The 20,332-nt window shown below is 33.6% G+C and carries 18 protein-coding genes; 8 read left to right on the top strand and 10 right to left on the bottom strand.

Annotation, left to right across the window (positions count from 1 at the left end; translation table 11 throughout):
• Positions 1–68 precede the first annotated feature (68 nt).
• From J7E44_RS09755 to recG, 3 genes are all read left to right on the top strand, one after another.
• Complete coding sequence (locus tag J7E44_RS09755; RefSeq protein WP_214828743.1) at positions 69–1,541, top strand: peptide MFS transporter; 1,473 nt, start codon at positions 69–71, stop codon at positions 1,539–1,541.
• 44 nt (positions 1,542–1,585) lie between these two features.
• Complete coding sequence (locus J7E44_RS09750) at positions 1,586–2,119, top strand: thioredoxin family protein (RefSeq protein ID WP_214828740.1); 534 nt, start codon at positions 1,586–1,588, stop codon at positions 2,117–2,119.
• A gap of 160 nt (positions 2,120–2,279) precedes the next feature.
• Positions 2,280–4,364, top strand: a complete 2,085-nt coding sequence (gene recG, locus J7E44_RS09745) for an ATP-dependent DNA helicase RecG (protein WP_214828737.1) — start codon at positions 2,280–2,282, stop codon at positions 4,362–4,364.
• A 599-nt stretch (positions 4,365–4,963) separates the two neighbouring features.
• On the opposite strand, the gene J7E44_RS09740 is transcribed toward recG, so the two are convergent.
• From J7E44_RS09740 to dapA, 4 genes are all read right to left on the bottom strand, one after another.
• The gene (locus tag J7E44_RS09740) at positions 4,964–5,410 is read right to left on the bottom strand and encodes a response regulator (RefSeq protein WP_214828734.1); all 447 of its coding nucleotides are present in this window, start codon (positions 5,408–5,410) and stop codon (positions 4,964–4,966) included.
• Positions 5,403–5,984, bottom strand: coding sequence for a helix-turn-helix domain-containing protein (locus J7E44_RS09735; RefSeq protein WP_214828731.1), 582 nt, complete (start codon positions 5,982–5,984; stop codon positions 5,403–5,405). Before J7E44_RS09735 ends, J7E44_RS09740 begins: the two co-directional genes overlap by 8 nt.
• Before the next feature lie 292 nt (positions 5,985–6,276).
• Positions 6,277–6,780 carry a GNAT family N-acetyltransferase gene (locus J7E44_RS09730; RefSeq protein ID WP_214828728.1) on the bottom strand — a complete coding sequence of 168 codons (504 nt, stop codon included), beginning with the start codon at positions 6,778–6,780 and terminating at the stop codon, positions 6,277–6,279.
• A gap of 117 nt (positions 6,781–6,897) precedes the next feature.
• Entirely contained in the window at positions 6,898–7,770 is an 873-nt protein-coding gene (dapA, locus tag J7E44_RS09725) for a 4-hydroxy-tetrahydrodipicolinate synthase (protein WP_214828725.1), read from the bottom strand.
• A 107-nt stretch (positions 7,771–7,877) separates the two neighbouring features.
• Here dapA and J7E44_RS09720 point away from each other — a divergent pair, with 107 nt between their 5' ends.
• Genes J7E44_RS09720 through recO form a run of 4 tightly spaced genes read left to right on the top strand, consistent with a single transcriptional unit; the run spans position 7,878 to position 12,538 of the window.
• A complete protein-coding gene (locus J7E44_RS09720) occupies positions 7,878–8,633 on the top strand; it encodes a 5'-nucleotidase C-terminal domain-containing protein (protein WP_214828722.1) in 756 nt (251 codons plus the stop codon).
• Complete coding sequence (locus J7E44_RS09715; RefSeq protein ID WP_214828719.1) at positions 8,633–9,583, top strand: bifunctional metallophosphatase/5'-nucleotidase; 951 nt, start codon at positions 8,633–8,635, stop codon at positions 9,581–9,583. The genes J7E44_RS09720 and J7E44_RS09715 overlap by 1 nt, the downstream gene beginning before the upstream one ends.
• A 1-nt stretch (position 9,584) precedes the next feature.
• Positions 9,585–11,852, top strand: coding sequence for a type IX secretion system anionic LPS delivery protein PorZ (gene porZ / locus J7E44_RS09710; RefSeq protein ID WP_214828716.1), 2,268 nt, complete (start codon positions 9,585–9,587; stop codon positions 11,850–11,852).
• Positions 11,852–12,538 (top strand): DNA repair protein RecO, encoded by a 687-nt coding sequence (gene recO / locus J7E44_RS09705; RefSeq protein WP_214828713.1) that lies wholly within the window; start codon positions 11,852–11,854, stop codon positions 12,536–12,538. The genes porZ and recO overlap by 1 nt, the downstream gene beginning before the upstream one ends.
• Positions 12,539–12,570: 32 nt before the next feature.
• Here recO and J7E44_RS09700 read toward each other — a convergent pair whose 3' ends face one another.
• From J7E44_RS09700 to J7E44_RS09685, 4 genes are all read right to left on the bottom strand, one after another.
• Positions 12,571–15,228: an MGH1-like glycoside hydrolase domain-containing protein gene (locus tag J7E44_RS09700; protein WP_214828710.1), complete on the bottom strand. Its 2,658-nt coding sequence runs from the start codon at positions 15,226–15,228 to the stop codon at positions 12,571–12,573.
• A gap of 107 nt (positions 15,229–15,335) precedes the next feature.
• Positions 15,336–16,145 (bottom strand): glucose 1-dehydrogenase, encoded by an 810-nt coding sequence (locus J7E44_RS09695; RefSeq protein WP_214828705.1) that lies wholly within the window; start codon positions 16,143–16,145, stop codon positions 15,336–15,338.
• Between the two features lie 72 nt (positions 16,146–16,217).
• The gene (locus tag J7E44_RS09690) at positions 16,218–16,691 is read right to left on the bottom strand and encodes a GNAT family N-acetyltransferase (protein ID WP_214828702.1); all 474 of its coding nucleotides are present in this window, start codon (positions 16,689–16,691) and stop codon (positions 16,218–16,220) included.
• 3 nt (positions 16,692–16,694) lie between these two features.
• Positions 16,695–17,312, bottom strand: a complete 618-nt coding sequence (locus tag J7E44_RS09685) for a DUF1684 domain-containing protein (RefSeq protein ID WP_214828699.1) — start codon at positions 17,310–17,312, stop codon at positions 16,695–16,697.
• 139 nt (positions 17,313–17,451) lie between these two features.
• On the opposite strand from J7E44_RS09685, the gene J7E44_RS09680 reads away from it, so the two are divergent.
• Positions 17,452–19,032 carry a GMC family oxidoreductase N-terminal domain-containing protein gene (locus J7E44_RS09680; protein ID WP_214828696.1) on the top strand — a complete coding sequence of 527 codons (1,581 nt, stop codon included), beginning with the start codon at positions 17,452–17,454 and terminating at the stop codon, positions 19,030–19,032.
• On the opposite strand, the gene J7E44_RS09675 is transcribed toward J7E44_RS09680, so the two are convergent.
• Together J7E44_RS09675 and J7E44_RS09670 are read right to left on the bottom strand one after the other, a co-directional pair.
• Positions 19,029–19,895 carry an AadS family aminoglycoside 6-adenylyltransferase gene (locus J7E44_RS09675; RefSeq protein ID WP_214828693.1) on the bottom strand — a complete coding sequence of 289 codons (867 nt, stop codon included), beginning with the start codon at positions 19,893–19,895 and terminating at the stop codon, positions 19,029–19,031. The two genes, J7E44_RS09680 and J7E44_RS09675, sit on opposite strands and share 4 nt — an antisense overlap.
• Positions 19,895–20,296, bottom strand: a complete 402-nt coding sequence (locus J7E44_RS09670) for a hypothetical protein (protein ID WP_214828691.1) — start codon at positions 20,294–20,296, stop codon at positions 19,895–19,897. The genes J7E44_RS09675 and J7E44_RS09670 overlap by 1 nt, the downstream gene beginning before the upstream one ends.
• Positions 20,297–20,332: the final 36 nt, after the last annotated feature.

Genomic DNA, 20,332 nt, shown 5'->3' with positions numbered 1-20,332 from the left:
AGGTTTTTTTATAAATTAGCGAATCCGTTTCAAAATGAAACATCTTATTTTATTATTGTTCAATTAATATGTATACATTAGAAGAAATACAAAATTTTAAAGGAAAGTATCCTAAACAGCTTTGGACGCTATTCACGGTAGAAATGTGGGAGCGTTTTTGTTTTTATGGGATGCGTGGTGTTCTTACGATTTTCATGGTGGATCAATTAGGTTTATTAGAAGATAAAGCGAACTTACAATATGGCGCCATACAGGCTTTCATTTATGCTTTTACTTTTATTGGCGGAATTTTTGCCGATAAAATTTTAGGATTCAAAAAATCCTTGGTTTTTGGAGGTATTATCATGTCAATCGGTAATCTTATTATTGCCTTTTCCCCACACGATTTCTTTTATTTTGGTATTACCTGCTCTATTATTGGGACTGGGTTCTTTAAACCCAATATTTCTTCCATGGTAGGAGAACTTTATAAAGAGGATGATCCGAGAAGAGATGCCGGATATGGCTTATTCTATGCAGGAATCAATATTGGTGGGCTTTTAGGTGGTGCTCTGTGTGTTTATCTGGGAAAATATTACTCCTGGTCTTGGTGCTTCCTTGCAGCAGCTATTGTGATGATTCTAGGTTTAATTACTTTTTTTGCTACGAAAAAATCCTTAGGTCCTATTGGAGACTCACCGTTGCAAGTACTTCCACAATCAAAAAGAACTTTACGCGAAGTATTGGTCTATATTGGTGCATTATTAAGCATGCCGCTTATTTTCATTATGGTGAAGAATACAAATTATACAGATTACTTTATGTATTTAATAGGTATTGCAGCTGTTGGGTATTTTATAGTTGAAACACTAAAACAAACCTCTCCTTATCAAAAGAAACTTGTTGCAGCATTTATATTTATCTTCATGTACTTTTTGTTCAACTCCATTTATGAGCAAAGTGGCGGATCTTTATCTTTATTCGCGAAAGACAATTTAGTACATAAACTTTTAGGCTTCGGGATGGATCCCAATGTGATAAACAATAGTGCTAACTCTTTTTTCATTATTATTTTTAGTCCGCTGATCGGTTTAGCATGGATTGGTTTAAATAAAAGAAAACTTGAGCCTAATACCATTAACAAGTTCGGAATTGGATTTTTATTTCTGGCTGCAGGATTCTTTTTATTTTATAGCCTGAGATATTTTGCCGGTTCAGATGGTAAGTCTTCACTTAACCTATTTACTTTTACATGGTTGGTTATCACCTTTGGAGAGCTGTGCTTAGGACCAATAGGAATGTCCATTATCACCAAATTATCACCAAAGAAAATGTTTGGTATGATGATGGGATTATGGTTTTTAGCAAGTGCATTCGGACAATTTGCAGCAGGGAAAATCGGAGCCAGCTTATCTGAGGCTAATACAGGAAATACTAACATGAGTAAACTTGTTGCTTATACTGATGGATATAAAACATTGGGAATCTATGCATTAATTGCCGGAGTGGTATTAATTTTGATGTCCTCCTTTGTGAGAAAATTAATGCAAGATGTAAAATAAATGTAAGCTTATTATGCTTATTTTTATTAATAATTAAAAATTAAATGAAAAAAATTCTAAGCATAGTAAGTTTGTTTTTAATCACCTTCAGTTTTGCCCAAGTCAAATGGATGACTATTGAGGAGGCGCTAAAGGCTCAAAAACAAAATCCTAAAAAGATCCTTGTTGACTTTTATGCAGATTGGTGTGGCCCATGTAAAATAATGGACAAAAAGACTTATGGACATCCGGTTATAGCTCAAATTTTAAACGACAATTATTATCCGGTAAAATTCAATGCAGAAGAAAAAGGTGATATTGAAATCTTTGGAAGAACATTTTCAAATCACGATAAAGAGTATAAAAAAGGCAAAAATTCTTTGCACGAATTTACCCAATATATGAATGTGGCTGCGGTTCCAAGTACTGTTTTTCTGGATGAAAACGGAGGTCCCATTACGATCCTTCAGGGTGAACTTTCAGCGATTGAGCTTGAACCTTATTTAGAATTCATTTCTAAGGATTTATATAAAAAAATTCGAACCCGTGAACAATGGGAAGATTATCAGAAAAGATTCAAATCTAAAATAAAGAATTAAAAATCAAAGACTTTCAAATTATGAAAGTCTTTTTTCTTAAAAAATTTGAAATTTTATTCTATTTTGCCGAAATTAGGGCTCGCTTACAAAAATGAATAGCTGATATGGAATCTCATTTTTCTCACTAATTCATCTATTATTGTATTGAGTTTTTATCTGAATGACTTTAGAAACTTCCATAGAATATGTCAAGGGAATCGGTCCCGAAAAGGCTAAACTCATTAAAAATGTGTTGGGAATTTCTATTGTAGAAGATTTATTAAACTTCTATCCTATTCGTTATTTGGATAAAAACAAAGTGTATAAGATTGCCAACCTTCAGGAAAGCAATATCGAAATTCAACTAAAGGGAAAAATTACAAGTGTTCAGGAAATACAGACAGGTAAAACCAAAAGACTTACTGCAAAATTTAATGATGAAACGGGAATGATGGATCTGGTATGGTTCCAATATTCAAAATGGCTAAAGGAGCAGCTACCAATTAATAAGGAAATCTATATTTTCGGAAAGATCAATTTATTTAACAATCAATTTTCAATGCCACACCCGGAGATTGAAATTGAGGAAAAAAAAGAAAATGACAATCGTCTAAGACCTATTTATCCCAGTTCAGAAAAATTAACAAAACGAGGTCTTAATCAGAAATTCTTTCAAACAATTCTTAGAAATATCTGCAAAGAAATTCCTAATCTTATTCAGGAGAATCTACCTGACTATATGATGCAGTCTTTTAAATTTTTATCAAGGCAACAAACTTTTTTGAATGTTCATTTTCCTCAAAATCTAGAATACTTTGAAAAAGCAAATTACAGATTAAAATTTGAAGAATCCTTTTTCTTTCAGTTGGGTTATGGCTTAAAAAAGATCCATCATAAAAGTCAATCATTTGGAAATCCTTTTCCAATTGTTGGTGATTATTTTACCGGTTTCTACGAAAACCATCTTCCCTTTGAGCTTACTAATGCCCAAAAGAAGGTTTTAAAGGAAATTCGACTGGATATGAAGAAACCTATCCAGATGAATAGACTTTTACAAGGCGATGTTGGATCAGGCAAAACCATGGTTGCCCTGCTGACTATGCTTATTGCAATGGATAATGGATTTCAAAGCTGCATAATGGCTCCGACTGAAATTTTGGCGCAACAACACTACAACGGAATAAAGGAATTACTGGAAAAAACAGATATTAATGTTCGCCTATTAACCGGCTCTACAAAAGCTTCTGAAAGAAAAATAATCCATCAGGAACTTGAAAATGGAGAACTCTCGATTTTAGTAGGAACGCATGCAGTATTGGAGGACAAAGTAAAGTTTAAAAACCTTGGTTTAGCTATTATTGATGAGCAGCATAGATTCGGTGTTGCCCAAAGAGCTAAACTATGGGCAAAAAACAAAATTCCACCCCATATTTTAGTAATGACCGCTACTCCTATCCCAAGAACACTTGCTATGAGCTTTTATTCTGACCTGGATGTGTCTGTGATTGATGAAATGCCTGTGGGTAGAAAACCTATTGTAACCGCACACAGAAGAGAAAAAGATCGAATGTATGTTTATAATTTCTGTAGAGATGAAATTAAAAAGGGCAGGCAGGTCTATTTTGTGTATCCCTTAATTGAAGAATCTGAAACCTTAGACTATAAAAACCTGATGGAAGGTTTGGAACACGTCATGGAGGCATTTTCAGAATATAATGTCAGTATGCTTCATGGAAGAATGAAACCTGACGAAAAAGATGCAGCCATGAATTATTTTGCCTCTGGAAAAGCTGAGATTATGGTTGCCACCACCGTTATTGAGGTGGGCGTAAATGTACCTAATGCTTCTGTTATGGTTATAGAAAGTGCTGAAAGATTTGGATTATCACAGCTTCATCAATTACGTGGCCGTGTGGGCCGTGGAGCTGAACAAAGTTATTGTATATTAATGACATCTGATAAACTATCTACTGAAAGCAGAACCCGTATCAAAACAATGACGGAAACGAATGATGGTTTTAAAATATCCGAAGTAGATATGCAGCTACGCGGTCCCGGGGATATCCTGGGAACTCAACAAAGTGGTGTTGTTGATTTTAAAAGACTGGATCTGGTAAAAGATTCAGCAATTATAAAAACGACTAAAAAGGTCGTTGAAAAAATTCTGGAAACAGACCCTCTTTTAAGCAGAATCGATCACCAGATCATAAAAAATTATTATTTAAAGTATTATAAAGGGAAAAATAAATGGAGCAAAATTTCATAAAAAAACCGCAAAAAGAAAAAGATCTTTCCGCGGCCCCCTTATAAAACTGTTATTTAGAAGAAATTACTTTCGTTCAGTAAAAAATTTATTTAGTAGAATGCTTACTATCTTGTGATGTAGTGTGGAGTGAAAATATTTATAGCATTTGTATTTTTGCCAAAGCCACTACTAAATAAATTTAAAAAAAACAAAATGAATTATGTTTCCAACTTACTTATTATAAAAACTAACTGTGTTTGTCGAAAGGATTTTAAAAGAAACGAATATAAATATCCCCCCAACGATCGAGTTTTCATGATTGTACCGTTTTGTTTAAAGATCTTCTTCGCTTTTCCATTGGAAATTAATAATCCATTTTGTTTTACTAACATCGTGATTAATATAATTTACTTTCAAGATTTGAAAAAATAATTATTTACATTAATTGTTTTATATGATTAACTTGTGTTAGCACGTTTCTTGTACAAATTTCATCTATTGTTACTAATAACTATTTATATTATTATATTCAATAGTTATAAAATTTTCACCTTTTAGTGAGTATTATGTAATAAATACAAATCGTCTCTAAACTAAAAACCTAAAAAACTCAATATTCATCATACTTTAAGGATAAGATTATCTTTATTCAGGCCAGATGTATGATACTGCCAATTAAGTGTCACAACTTCGGAAATCACTCTTTTTAAATCTTTATAATTATCCGGTTTCTTTATATAAATATTCGATCCTTTTACAAAAATTCTTTCCACATCTTCTTCTGATAAAGCCTCTGCATATACTCCTGTAATGATATTACTTAATCTAAAATCCATTTTTATTTCATCCAGACATTCTAAAATACTCTTTTGAGGAATATGATAGCTCATCAATAACATCTCAGGAATAAGAGCTTCAGCATTGTTAAGGTATTTCATTAAATCTTTACCATTCTGAAAAGACTGAACTTTTACTGCTATTTTTAGATCTTTAAGTATATTTTTAAATAAAATAACATTTCCTTCATCGTCATCAACGAGGATCGCATTCAGATACTCTTTAGTCATACAGCATTTTATTAGTAACAATGACACTTTGTTCTTTTCGTCTCTTGCCGATTATTTTATGAAACTGAGAGGGAGTAATACCTGTTGTATTCTTAAACTGTGTACTAAGATGTGCTACACTGGAATAGTTAAGCTTATGAGCAATCTCGGTAAGATTAAGCTTATTATTGATAATCAATTCTTTCGCATACTCTATTTTCTGTAGAATAATGAAATTTTCTATGGAAGTATAAGCTACTTCAGAAAACAGATTTGATAAATAACCATAACTATGGTTCAATTTTTCTGAAATATAAATAGATGCTTTAACGGCAACAATATCTTTAGAAAATACCAATTCTACAATAGCATCTTTTATTTTCTGTACCAATGCTATCTTTTGGCTTTCTATAATTTCGATACCATAATCTTCAAGATTTTTCTTAAAAATAGTATGTTGTTCTTGGGTAAATGCTTCGTAAAATTCGACTTCCCCAAAATTTAATAATCTATATTTTAAGCCTTGCTCCTTAAGTTTTTCATCCAACACTTTTTTACAAAGAGCATTGAAATCAAATTTCACGTACATTTTCATCCTAGTATAAGTGTGTTAATTATTTTGTAAATATAATATTTTATTTCATATAAAAGTGAAATAGGTTAAAAAATTTAAAATAAAATTCACAAACGCAAAAAACTCCTGTATTAATGAATACAGGAATTTAAACACTAAGGATGAAAAAAATATACTGATAAAAGCTAACAGCTTAAAACCAAGTATATGAATGTATTATTTTGAAGTGATTTGGTTCTACTGCAAATATCAAGCTTATATACAGGTCACCCGTTATAGAATTATAAGATAATGTTACAGAATTATAAGTCTATTATTTGTGAATTATAAACTCCATGAGATAGTCGTCCATCACGAAATTATTTCCAATATCAAAAACCCCTTCATCATATATTTTATACCCTTGGGATTCATAGAATTTTCTTGCTGCATTAAATTTATTCACATTCAGGATAATTCTATTATCTCCATTTTCAAGTGTTTTCCCGGCTAGAAATACTAGTACTTCTTTTCCAAACCCTTTTCCTTTACTTTCAGGAACAAGATAAATTCTGTGAAGCTTTGTGGTTTGATTTTCGTAAGCGTGTTCATAGCCAACAAATCCTTCAGGCGAATCATTAACTTCATCTAATATTAGATAATAATGATACTTTGGATTCTTCAGATGATTCGAAATTTCATCGGCTGAATACATTGTACTAAGCATATAATCCATCTGTTCTTCTGAAAGAATTTCTGCATAAGCATTTTCCCATGACCTTCTTGCCAAATCCTGTATAAGAGGAATATCTTTTTCAGTTGCTTTAATTAATTTCATGTCTTTTTATGATTAAAAAAAGTGAAAAGCCGAAGCCTTTCACCTTATGTTATTTATTACTAATAAGAACAAACATTTTATCGACTCATAAATTGATAATCAGTTTATTCAGCTTTCTTAAATATTGATCATTTCTGCTTTTATCTTGGCATACAATCCTTCAGAAGCTGGAACAAGTGGAAGTCGCAAAAAGTTTTTAATAATTCCTTTTTCAGTTAAAATAACTTTAACTCCACATGGGTTTCCTTCAGCAAAAATTAAGCGCGTAATCTCAACGAGTTTATTATGAATCTCGTAAGCTTCTTTCACTTTTCCTTCAAAAGCTAACTGCACCATTGTTGAAAATTCTTTTGGATAAGCCTGCCCTATTACAGAGATCACTCCATCTCCTCCTGCCAGTGTAACGGGTAATGCATATTCATCATCTCCTGATACCAGTGAAAAACCTTCCGGTTTCTTTCTTAATATATCAAAATACTGAAGAATATTAGGTGCTGCTTCCTTAATCAAGATTAAATTTGGGTACTCCTTTGCTAAACGAAGTGTTGTCTCAGCTTCAATATTCTGTCCTGTTCTCGAAGGCACATTATAAATGATAATTTTTTTTCCTGTAGATGCCAGCACTTTATAATGCTGATAAAGCCCTTCCTGATTAGGCTTATTATAATATGGTGAAACGGATAAAATTGCCTCAAAAGCAGACACATCTGTTTCTTCAATTTGTTTTTTTACTTCCAGGGTATTATTTCCCCCAATTCCTAAAACTAAAGGAAGGCGTTTATTATTCACCTTAATGATATGATCTATAACCTGTTTCTTCTCTTCTTCAGAAAGTGTTGCAGCCTCAGCTGTAGTTCCCAAAACAACTAAATAATTGGTTCCGTTCTCAATATTGTATTCAACAAGTTTTGTTAAACTATCAAAATCAACGGATAAATCTTCATTAAAGGGTGTTACCAAAGCTACACCTACTCCTTTTAAAATGCTCATCTGTTAGAATTATTTTTTCCAAATTTAATAATTTAGACTAAGAATTTATAATAAATAATAATGTTTTATTATACATATAATTATATTTGCATATACTAAAAGAAATTATGAAAAATAAATTCTTATTATTAGGAATTGCTTTGGTTTCCCTTACCTCTTGTAAAACAACTTCTTTACAAGTTGCAAATGTAGAAACTCAGAAAAATATTTCTATTAATAAAGAGCTAAAGAATGATGAAGCTTTTGTAAAGGTTATTGAACCCTATAAACTGAAACTGGATAAAGAGATGAATCAAAAGATCTCTCATACCAACGTAGATCTTACAAAACAGGGAGATAACAGCAATCTTGGAAATCTTTTAGCTGATTACACTTTCAGTGGAGCAGATGAATGGGCAAAGACTCATCTTAAAAAAAATGTTGATGCTGCATTAATTAACATTGGTGGAATTCGTACTTCGATTGGAAAAGGTGATATTTTACTTAAGAATGTCTACGAAGTAATGCCATTTGAAAATGAAGTGGTTATCGTTAAAATGAAAGGATCTGATCTTGAAGGTCTATTTGAATACTACGCAAAAAAACAGGTCAACAATCCTGTTTCCCATTTATACATAGAAACCGACAACGGAAAACCAGCCAAAACTTTAATTAATGGTAAAGCAGTGAATTCTAATCAGGATTACTATATTGCAACCTCAGATTATTTGGCACTGGGTGGAGATAATATGAGCTTCTTTGCAAAAGGAGAATCAATTCCTACTGGAATAAAAATGAGGGAGTTATTTATTGATTATTTCAAAAGAAACTCAGAGGTTGTACCCAACACAGATATTCGTTTAAATTTTATTGGTAAGAACTAATGGATAGAAAAAGTTTTTTAAAAGCAATAGGTGGTGGAACTTTAGCAATGGCTTTAGCTCCCAATATGATGATGGCAGAGGAATTAAAATTGAACAGTCTAACCTCGACAAACAAACTTACTATTCTTCATACCAATGATCAGCACAGCAGAATAGAACCTTTTGATGAAAGTTATACAAAGAACCCTAATCAGGGAGGGTTTGCAAGACGAGCAAGTTTAATTCAACAGATCAGAAGCCAGGAAAGTAATGTATTGTTATTAGATTCCGGAGATATTTTCCAGGGCACTCCTTATTTTAACTTTTTCGGAGGTGAGCTTGAATTTAAATTAATGTCTATGATGAAATATGATGCATCCACAATGGGTAATCATGATTTTGATAATGGACTTCAAGGTTTTTTAAAGGTCTTGCCTAATGCTCAATTTCCGTTTATATGCTCAAATTATGACTTTAAAAATACTGTTTTAGATGGAAAAACTTTACAGTATAAAATTTTTAATAAAGATGGAATTAAAGTAGGAATCTTTGCCGTAGGAATTCAGCTGGAAGGTTTGGTGGGTAAAAAACAATATCAAGAGACTGTTTATTCTGATCCAATTGATGTTGCCCAGCATTATTCCAATTTTCTAAAAAATGAACAAAAGTGTGATCTTGTGATCTGCTTATCTCATATTGGTTATGATTATCATGATGAACCTAATAAAGTGAGTGATAAAATATTGGCTGCCAATACAGAAAATATTGATATCATTTTAGGAGGCCATACCCATACTTTTCTATCAGAACCTCAAAGTTTTAAAAATAGACAGGGCAAAAATGTTTTGGTTAATCAGGTTGGATGGGCCGGACTTTTATTAGGAAGAATAGATTTTTACTTTGACAACAACAAAAACGTACAACATATTTCTTGGAACAATCAGGTTATAGACAGCAGTATAATAGCATAATATGAAAAAACTCTCCATAATTTCCCTTGGTATTTTAGCATCCGTACAATTCGCAAATGCACAGGTTATTTCGTCAAAGAAATGGTCGGATATATTCTCTTACAATAATGTGATCGCTATGAAAGAAGATCACGGAAAAATAATTGCAGCAGCAGAAAACGGACTTTTTTATTATACCATATCAACAGGTGAAATTACAAAGCTGTCTAAAGCAAATGGTCTACACGAGGTTGGTATATCTGCCTTCGACTATAATCCACAAACTAAAATAGGACTGATAGGTTATCAAAATGGTTCTTTAGATGTTGTAACTCCAGACGGGGTTACTTATGTGGTTGATATTCCTATTGCTACCGGATACAACGGAAGTAAAAAGATCAATCATATTTCTATTACTGGAGACAAGGCTGTTGTTTCAGTTGGATATGGACTTTCAATTTTTGATCTGAAGAAAAAAGAATTCAATGATTCTACATTTTTTCTTGTTGGTGGAGTTTATCAAGCGAGTAACGAGGCAACAATTGTTGGCAATAAAGTATACTGTGTAACCACTACCGGATTTAAAAGCCATGAAATGAATACTACCTTTCCGATATATTCTACATGGACTACTGAAATGCCCGGTTCATTTACGCAAATCGATTCAGAATCTGTACTAAGTTTTTCTTCTCCGACAACAGCATATCTCTACGACAACGGCGTAGCTACCCCACTTTCACAAACTTTTGGAAAAGTTAGCGATATCGTAGTAAATCCAAATAATATCATTGTAACCGATCAAGCCAGAATTTATTCATTTAATACTAATGGAAATTTCATGGGCGCTGTAAGTCTTGGTGAAGAATGTAACACAGCAACAACAGTGAACGGCAAAATGTATGGTGGATCCATATTATCAGGGATTAAGGACGAAGCCAGTAACTCATTTAAACCAGATGGTCCATATTTCAATAATGCATACAAGCTTAGTTTATATGGTGAAAATCAACTTTTAATATCAACAGGTTCCAGAGATGCAAGATTTAACGGGCCTGTAATCAATCCTAAAAACCCAGGTTTTTATTATTTTAATGGAATGCAATGGATTTATCCATCTTATTTTATAGGAAAATCCCAAACTTTTAATGTTTTGGATGCTACTTCTAATCCTAGTAATCCTGATGAGGTTTTCTTTACCAATTACGTCTTTGGAGGGCAAGGTATTTACAAGATGAAGTATAATGCTGGTAACAAAGATTTCGATTTTACTAAATATTACGATTTAGCTGCACCTAGTGACTTTGTACGTCGTCCAGTTGGTTTAACATATGATGATCAAAATAACCTCATTGCTACTATTGCATTCATGGATACAGGTTCCATCGCAATAGCTCCCTATGATAAAGCAGCAGATAATTTCATTGTAAAAGATCTCGGTCTTTTAAGTAATGGTGTTCAAAAAGCATTATACTATGAAAATTTATTATGGATTCCCATGCCAAGAACAAATAACTTCTTGGTATATGATTATAAAAAAACACCTACAAATGTATCTGATGACACGCCTTATTTGTTAAGTCAGTCCAATGGACTTCCAACCAATTCTAACGGAAGTATTTCTGTCGCTATTGATAAGGCAGGAGATGCATGGATTGGTTCTGATAGTGGACTAAGAGTGTTCTCAAATGCTGTATCAGCAATTAAAGAACCTAATCCCGCTGTAGAACCAATTATTATTGAGCAAAATAATCTTGGAGAAGAGCTTTTTCGTGATTCTCAAATCTTACAAATAGAAGTAGATGCAGGAGATTACAAATGGATCTCTGTAGACGGCGGTGGCGTTTATTATATGTCTTCAGATGGACAGCGTACCATCAAACACTTTACTAAAGAAAACTCGCCATTACCCACCAATAGTATCACAGACATTAAAGTAGACAGGAAGACAGGAAAGGTATATTTTGTTTCCTATAGCGGAATTGTTACTTATCAGGGCGATGTGGCTGATGTAACTTCTAATTTTGGAGATGTTGTGGTTTATCCAAATCCTGTGGTATATTCTAACTTTAAAGGAAAAGTAACCATTAAAGGTTTAGCTGAGAAAACGAATATCAGAATTGCAGATGTAGCTGGAAATGTTGTTCATTCAGCAGTAGCAAGAGGTGGTTATTACGAGTGGGATCTCAATAATCAACGTGGCACGAGGGTAGCATCAGGAATCTATTTTGTATTAATGACCAATGAAGATGGTTCTGATAAGGCTACTGCTAAAATAGCTGTGGTTAATTAATGAATTCACAAAGAGCATTTTTACTTTCATTTATAAAATATGGTGAGAATGATGCGATTCTGCATTGTTTTACGGAGGAAGATGGTTTTCAGACTTATTTCCTAAAGGGGATATACTCTAAAAGAAATAAGAAAAAGGCACTGTTACAGCCATTGAATCAACTGAATATTTCCATTAGTATGGGAAAAAGCAGCGGTATACGATCCATTTCAAAATTTGAATTGGTAAAAAATAATGATATTTATACAGATATCAAGATCAATACGGTCATCTTTTTTGTCTCAGATTTTTTAAATCAGATTCTAAGAAATGAAGATAAAAACCTGATCTTATTTTTTAGTATTGATGAATTTATAGGTAAGCTATCTTCACTAAACTATCAGTCTCATCTTATTTTTTTAATTAAAATATTAAAAATACATGGGATTACACCTCTGGTAAATGTATATGATTTTCTGGATCCAGAAACGGGAACTTTTTCACTCTCTCAGACTCATCAACTATTTAATCATGAAGTATCCTCACTCTGGAAGTCAATTATTTCTTCTGAGAATCCATATGAAATAAAGATCAATTCTTCCTTCCGGAAGGATTTCCTTGATAGCATATTGGTCTACTATCATTATCATATCAGTGATTTTAAAATACCAACTTCTTTGGAAATCATTCAGCAGATTTTTGAATAACCTGTTAAATTGTGAAATTGAAAGATCAATTTTTAAGATTTTACATCTTCAGGCTTCTCTGTTTCAGATTCTGCGATTTCTTTCTTAGGAAACTTCGGTTGAAGAATTTTTGCTATCAAGCCTGTCCATCCTGTTTGATGGGAAGCTCCTACTCCACGCCCGCTATCTCCATGAAAGTATTCGTAAAACAGAATATAATCTTTAAAATCAGGGTCTGTCTGAAACTTTGGATATTGTCCATTAACAGGGCGGTTTCCATTTTCATCTTTTAAAAATATCTTGGAAAGCCTTTTACTCAAGGCATCTGAAATTTGATCCAGATTGGAATAGCTTCCACTTCCTGTTGGATATTCTACCATAAAATCTGGGCTATAATAGAAGAAAAAGCTTTGAAGGCTTTCAATAATTAAATAATTAATAGGAAACCAAATAGGCCCCCTCCAATTGCTATTGCCTCCGAATAGTCCGCTATCACTTTCCGCAGGGGTATATTTTACAGAATAGTCAATTCCATTCAGGCTAACTGCATAAGGGTTCTGTTCATATACTTTAGATAATGCACGAACTCCATAATCACTTAAAAATTCATTGGCATCAAGCATTCTGCTAAGTAATCTTTTTAGACGATGTCCACGGAGGAGTGAAAGCAAATGTTTGGAATCATGCCCTTTTACTTCCCAATGAGAAACCAGAGCTGCCAGTTCAGGTTTATTTTTCAATACCCAATACATTCTCTTTTTAAAGTTCGGGAGTTTTTCAATTACCTCATCATCAATTACTTCAACAGCAAACATCGGAATAAGCCCCACTATGGTTCGTAGTTTCAGGTACATATGATTTCCATCCTTAGAGGAAATTGCATCGTAAAAGAATTCATCCTCTTCATCCCAAAGTCCAAAGTTTTCATCTCCCATATTATCGAGCGAGTGGGCTATTGAAAGAAAATGCTCAAAAAACTTCATTGCCATTTCCTCATACACATTATTATACAAGGCCAATTCCAGTGCTATCCTCATCATATTGAGAGCAAACATGGCCATCCAGCTTGTTCCATCGGCCTGTTCTAACTGTTCACCATTAGGAAGCATACTGTTTCTATCAAAAACACCTATATTATCAAGTCCTAAAAATCCGCCTTCAAAAATATTATTTCCATTATTGTCTTTTTTGTTTACCCACCATGTGAAATTCATTAATAGTTTCTGAAAAGCACTTTCCAGAAATTGCAAATCAGGCTTATCATTAAGGTATTCATCGATTTTAAAAACCTTGAAAACAGCCCAGGCATGAACAGGAGGATTCACATCACTGAAATCCCACTCGTAGGCAGGAAGCTGACCATTTGGATGCATATACCACTCAAATAGGAAAAGTTTTAACTGATACTTTGCGAAATCGGGATCAATTAATGAAAAGCTAATGGCATGAAATGCCAGATCCCAAGTAGCATACCATGGATATTCCCATTTATCGGGCATCGAAATAATATGTTCATTATTAAGATGTTTCCAATCATAATTTCTTATTTTTTCTCTGGATTTTGGAGGGTTTACTTCTCCAGGATCTCCTTTTAACCATTTTTCTACATTATAATGGTAGTACATTTTGTTCCAAAGCATTCCTGCAAAAGCTTGTCTTTGCACCATTTTTTCGTCATCAGACTGCATTCCTTTCTGAATTTCATTATAAAATTCATCGGATTCTTTTTTCCTTCCATCAAAAATTTCTTCAAAATCTTTAAATGGTTCGGTTAAGTCTTTATCAGAAATCCTGAATTCAAATGCTTTTGTTTCTTTAGCTTTAAAATTTTCATCAATAAAAAAACAAGCCTTTGTTCCAATATCATTGGGATTTATTGCTGATGAATTATTATTAATAATGAAATCATTGATTCCGTCCTTACAATATCGGGAGAGATTAGATGACTGATAAAGCCTTTCATTATTAGTCTCATTATCACAAAACAAGGTCTTCAATGACTGCTTTGCATATACATTTTTGACGTTTAGATCTTTATGATGAACCTTGATAGTTGTTGCTTCGTCAGAGCTCAATTGAGGCTTATAATCATCATATCCCCAATTCCAGGTATTTCTAAACCAAACACCAGGCATGATATTAAGAGAGGCTTCATTTTCTGATTTATTGATAATTGTTAGTTTCACTAAAATATCATTCTGACTTTCTTTAGCGTATTCAATAAAAATATCAAAATACTCATTCCGGTCAAAAATTCCTGTATCAATTAATTCATATTCTGCATCACTCTTACTTCTTTCGGCATTTGTTTTTAGCAAATCTTCATAAGGAAAAGCATTTTGAGGATATTTGTATAACATCTTCATATAAGAATGCGTGGGAGTAGAATCCAGATAATAAAAATATTCTTTTACATCTTCACCATGATTTCCCTGTCCATTACTTAGACCAAAGAAACGCTCCTTCACCATCTTGTCTTTTTTATTCCAGAAGCCTACAGAGAAAATCAGTTTCTGCCAATCATCACAGATTCCACAAATTCCTTCTTCTCCCCAACGATAAGTCTTAGCTTCAGCAGTATCATGATTGGTATAGTTCCATGCATCTCCATTCGCACTATAATCTTCACGAACGAGTCCCCACTCCCTATTGCTTACATAAGGACCCCATTTTTTCCAGGTAACATCTGAAAGCCTCTGTTTTTCTGTCATGTTGATATATTATGAATGATAAGTAATTAGATCTTAATTCTACAGTAATCTATCAGAATTAAAAGATGAGATTCTTCAATTTGTTGCTACATTTTGAATGACAAATTCTATCCTCCAGTAGAAAAACTCTCAAAAGTGGTCATTCCACCATCTACAAAAACGCTTGTTCCTGTAATGTAATCGGCCAAATCACTGGCTAAAAATGCAGCTAAGTTTCCGATATCTTCCGGTTGTCCAATTCTGTTATATGGAATGAGATGAAGAAGATTATTTAAAGCCTCAGGAGTGCTCCATGCATCCTTATTAATAGGGGTTTGAATTGCTCCGGGACAAATAGAATTAACCCGTATCTTATCAGCTCCATGCTCCTGAGCTAATGTCTGCATCAGCATTCTTATCGCACCTTTACTGGATGCATAATTAGCGTGACCAGCCCATGGGATAATTTCATGAACAGAACTGATATGAATAATTTTCCCACAAGCTTTGGAACGGGAAAGATCGATACCACGGCGTAGAAATTCTTTTATAGCTTCTCTGGCACAAAGAAATTGCCCGGTTAGATTGACACCAATTACAGCATTCCACTGATCGATGGTCATTTCTGTAAATTTAGAATCTTTTTGAATCCCTGCGTTGTTCACCAGAATATCTACAGTTCCGAATTGCGAGACTACTTCCTGAAACATTTTTACAACCTGATCTTCTTTTGAAACATCACATTGATAGGTTATCCCTTTTCCACCGGCATCAGTAATATCCTTTAAAACTGCTTTAGCCTCATCAGTAGATCTTTCTGAAGAATGATTAACAATAACTGTAGCTCCTGCCGAAGCAAGAGATTTAGCAATTCCGGTACCTATTCCGCTTGATGCACCAGTAACAACTGCTACCTGATTACGAAGTGATATTTCCATATTTATTATTTGATGTTACTCAAAGTTAAGGGAAAGATCACGCTGAGAATAAGATTTTACTTTAAAATTTTCTTAAAGTTTTTTATACATGAGAAGTTGTGGCCCACTTCTGCCTATTCTGGTTTTACCATCGTATCGGTATCCTACTTTTAAATAAAGCTCATAGGCTGAGGTATTATTTTGATTCACTGCTAAAACAATTTCATCGCAATTCTTGAAATTTCTTCTGATAAAATCATCCACATGAATCATCGCTGCTTTACCAATTCCCTTTCCCTGAAAGTCGGGGTTTATAGACAGTGATCTCAGTAAAACCGAGTTTGGATTATCAGTAAGATCAAATTTATCATCACCAAAGTCCAGGGCGAAATAACCTGCAGGTTTATCGTCATCAAAAATGGTTATAGAAAAACCTTTCCCATCATTACGCTCTTTGATCCTTTCTATAGCGAATTCTGCGGTTGATGTATATTGTGATTGGATTTCATCCAGAATATAATTAACTTCAGAAAAGTCTTCTGGTTTGTAAAAGTGTAGGCTAACCATTTTTTAATGATGATAAATATCGTTATACATTACTCCTGCACGAATTTCTACAGGAAGCTTATTTTCTTCGGGAACGATCGGACAATTGTAATCATAGGCATTGTAAGCACAATAAGGCTGATATGATTGATTAAAGTCCAGAATAATAGTATTTCCTTTCGGAATTTTCAGATCCATATATTTCCCACCACCATAGGTTTCCTTTTCATTGGTTGCATCACGAAAAGGAAGGAAAAGATAATCTTTGTATTTTTCCTGCTTTAATAAGTCTAGGCTTTGATACAATGTCAGGGTATAAGGCTTTCCGTCCAATTGAAAACTAGCCTTTCCATATTCTTTGTATTGTTTTGTTTTCCCCGATGAAGTGGGAATTTCAAAAGGTTCAGAATTTTCTGTTTTAACGAAATTTGCAGTTACTCTGTATTTTAAATCAAATGGAAAGAAAGGATGTTCTTTGAAGTTGGTAAAATTATCACCGCGTAAAGGAGTTTCTTTAGAATTTAAGTATTCTTCATTAAGCTCTTTCTGAAATTTCTTTACTTCTTTCTCTTCTTTTGAAATCGTCTTTTGAGAAAAGACTAATAATGGAAATAGAAAGAGTATTAAAATATATTTTTTCATGAATATCAAAATTAAAAGAATAAAACTATGAATTTTTTAGAGGATGAACAGTATAAGTGCAGTAAAAATTGGGCAATATTTTAAATATAATTTATGATTTTTTTTGTTTTTCTAGCATGCTTTTTGAGAAATAAGGATCATGGATAGAAAGAAATTCATTACCACCAGTGCCTTAGGAATATCGAGTCTTTACTTCCTGAGTACTCATCTTCTTTTTGCATCACAGCCGAAAATTAAGAAACAAAGGAAAACATTAGAATCTCCCATCATTATTATTGGTTCCGGATATGGCGGAGCTGTCGCTGCTTTACGTCTTTGTGAAGCAGGAAAAAAAGTACTGATGCTGGAGATGGGTCTTAATTGGGAAAAATCGGGACTACCATTCTCCAATTTATTAAAGCCTGGAAAAAGTGCAGCCTGGCTAAAAAAGAAAACGATAGCTCCTTTTATGAACCTCTTTTCTTTAACTCCTTTTACAGGAGCTTTGGACCGATTGGATTTTGAACACATCAACGTCTGGGTAGGAAGAGGTGTGGGTGGTGGATCCATCGTTAATGGCGGAATGGCAGTAACACCTAAGGAAAGCTATTTTAAAGAGGTTTTTCCTCAATTAGATGCTGACAAATTTTATCAGTTTTATTTCCCTTTGGCCCGAAAAGAATTAAAGGTAAACGTTATTGATGAACAGTTTTTAAATGACTGTCCTTATTATAAATTTACAAGAGTAGGTGAAGAAGAAGCTCATAAAGCCGGCTTCAAGACCATCAGAGTTCCGAATGTATATGATTTCAAATACATGGAAAAGGAATTTAAAAATGAAGTTCCACGATCTGCTCTTAACACTGAAGTTATTTACGGAAATAATTATGGTAAGAACAGTCTTGATAAAACCTATCTCAAAAAGGCACTAGACACTGGAAATCTTGAAATCCTAGATTTACATTGTGTTGACTCTATTGAACTAAATGAGGACAAAAGCTATACGCTGCAGGTTCGTCACATCAATACTTCGGGAGATCTTGTGGCAGAAAAAGTCTTTCATTGTAAAAAACTGATATTATCAGCTGGAACCATAGGAACATTAGAGCTTTTAATGAAATCGAATTTCAGGAATCAGTTTCCTCTTGGAAAAAATGTCGGTGAGAATTGGGGCAATAACGGAAACTTTATGACGGGCAGAAACTGGGTGAGACCTTTATCCGGTGGTACCGGAGTTCAACAATCCACAATTCCCGTAGGCGGAGTTGATAATTGGGATGATAGGGAACATCCTTTCTTCACAGAGATTGCACCACTACCGATGGGAATGGACGTAGCCACTGCGTTGTATTTATTAATCAATCGCGTTGATAAAAAAGGAAAGGTTTCTTATGATCCTATTGCTAAAAAACTTGCTATTGACTGGAATGAAAGTCATACTGAAAAAATGAGAGCCAATGCTGATTATTTTATCAAAAAAATGAATAAAGCAAATGGTGGGACAAGAAGTCATTTTCTTTTTAAAAATGGTTTTGGACCTAATATATGCTACCATCCATTAGGAGGTTGTGTATTAGGCGAAGCAACGAACTCCTATGGAAAATTAAATGATCATGAAAACCTTTTCGTTCTGGATGGCTCTTTAATTCCCGGAACAATCGGAGTAAATCCTTTTGTTACTATTGTGGCTATTACCGAGTATTGTATCGAAAATTTAATCCAACAAAACGAATTTGCTTAGCCTTGTAACCTAATTTCAATCAGGTATTTTCTTACTTTATTTTCAAGCTCTTCAGGATAAACTGTATTGATCTTTGTTGCAATATCAATCCCTATTTCATGAAAGAGATCTGCATACGCAAATATTGCATTCCAGTTTTCCTCGATATTATTTCCTGAAAAAGTTGCTTCAACTTTCTTCCAGAGTTCAGGAGACAAATATCGCTTGAAAAGTCTTCCATGTTTATTGGTAGTTATATTATTCCATCCCTGTTCACTGGCAATATACCATTCCAATAGAGGAACGAAATAGTCTGTTCTTATGACATCCTCGCTCATGAATTTGGCATAGAAGATCTCATCACGCTTTAAACATTTTGCAACATAAGTTGTATCCCACCAGAAATCATTGATCAGCTGCTGAAACCTTTCGGGTGTAGGTTTCTGAATCATGATCGATTGATATGTTGGAGCTTTTAAATCTTTTGTAAGCTGATCCTTATCTACCAATACTTTATATCCCACATCCCAATCTTCAGGAAGTATTTCTTCCTGTACTTCTTTTATAAATTCAGATTTTTGATACAGCTTAAAATCAACTTTTACGTGGTCTTCATACAAAACCATTTTCATCGCATGCCTACCTTCAAAAAAAGTCTCATCTTCCTCCACCATAGAAATAGGCACTCCAAAAAGTTCAACCCATTTTTTATCGGATTCATAAGATGCCATATTTTCAAAAACGAGCTCTACATCCAGATCACTGAAATCATCAACAGGAGCGTAGGGATTCACCAATGAACTGGTTAATAAAACGACCCGGATATCCTTATTCTGTTCAGCCCAGGCTATGATCTGCTGTAGCTTTTCTTCCCTTGTTTTCATTAATAAGATTCTGAAATTTTCACCCGATATACATCCATAGAATTTCTCTTAATAGATTCCACAAAGAATCCTCCTTCTTCAGGAATAACTTCTTTAAGGTCAAAACTTTTACAGCCTTTAGGTAAACCAGAAAATATCAAAGTAAACCAAAAATCCCGCATAAAAGGAACCGGGGTCCAATCCGGAAATATAGAAATATTTTCAGCATGGATCAATTTGCTCTGATGTTCTGAACTATTATCCAGAAGATACGTTGTATTCCAAATCCTGATCAGATTACCTAAAAAAGGTGATGCCGGAAAACAACAATGCACAATGACCTGTTTCTCCTCCTCTATCTTCGTTTTAAGAGATTCCAGAAGTTCTTTAGCAATAATAGGTTTTACAATGATTTCTTCCACAGCTTTTATAGTAATTGGTAATCAGTAATGAATAGT

Origin of the sequence: Chryseobacterium sp. ISL-6 (assembly GCF_018613715.1) — a bacterium.
GTDB lineage: Bacteria > Bacteroidota > Bacteroidia > Flavobacteriales > Weeksellaceae > Chryseobacterium > Chryseobacterium paludis.
Note: the sequence above shows the minus strand (reverse complement) of the source record. Positions and strands in the feature narration are given on the sequence as shown.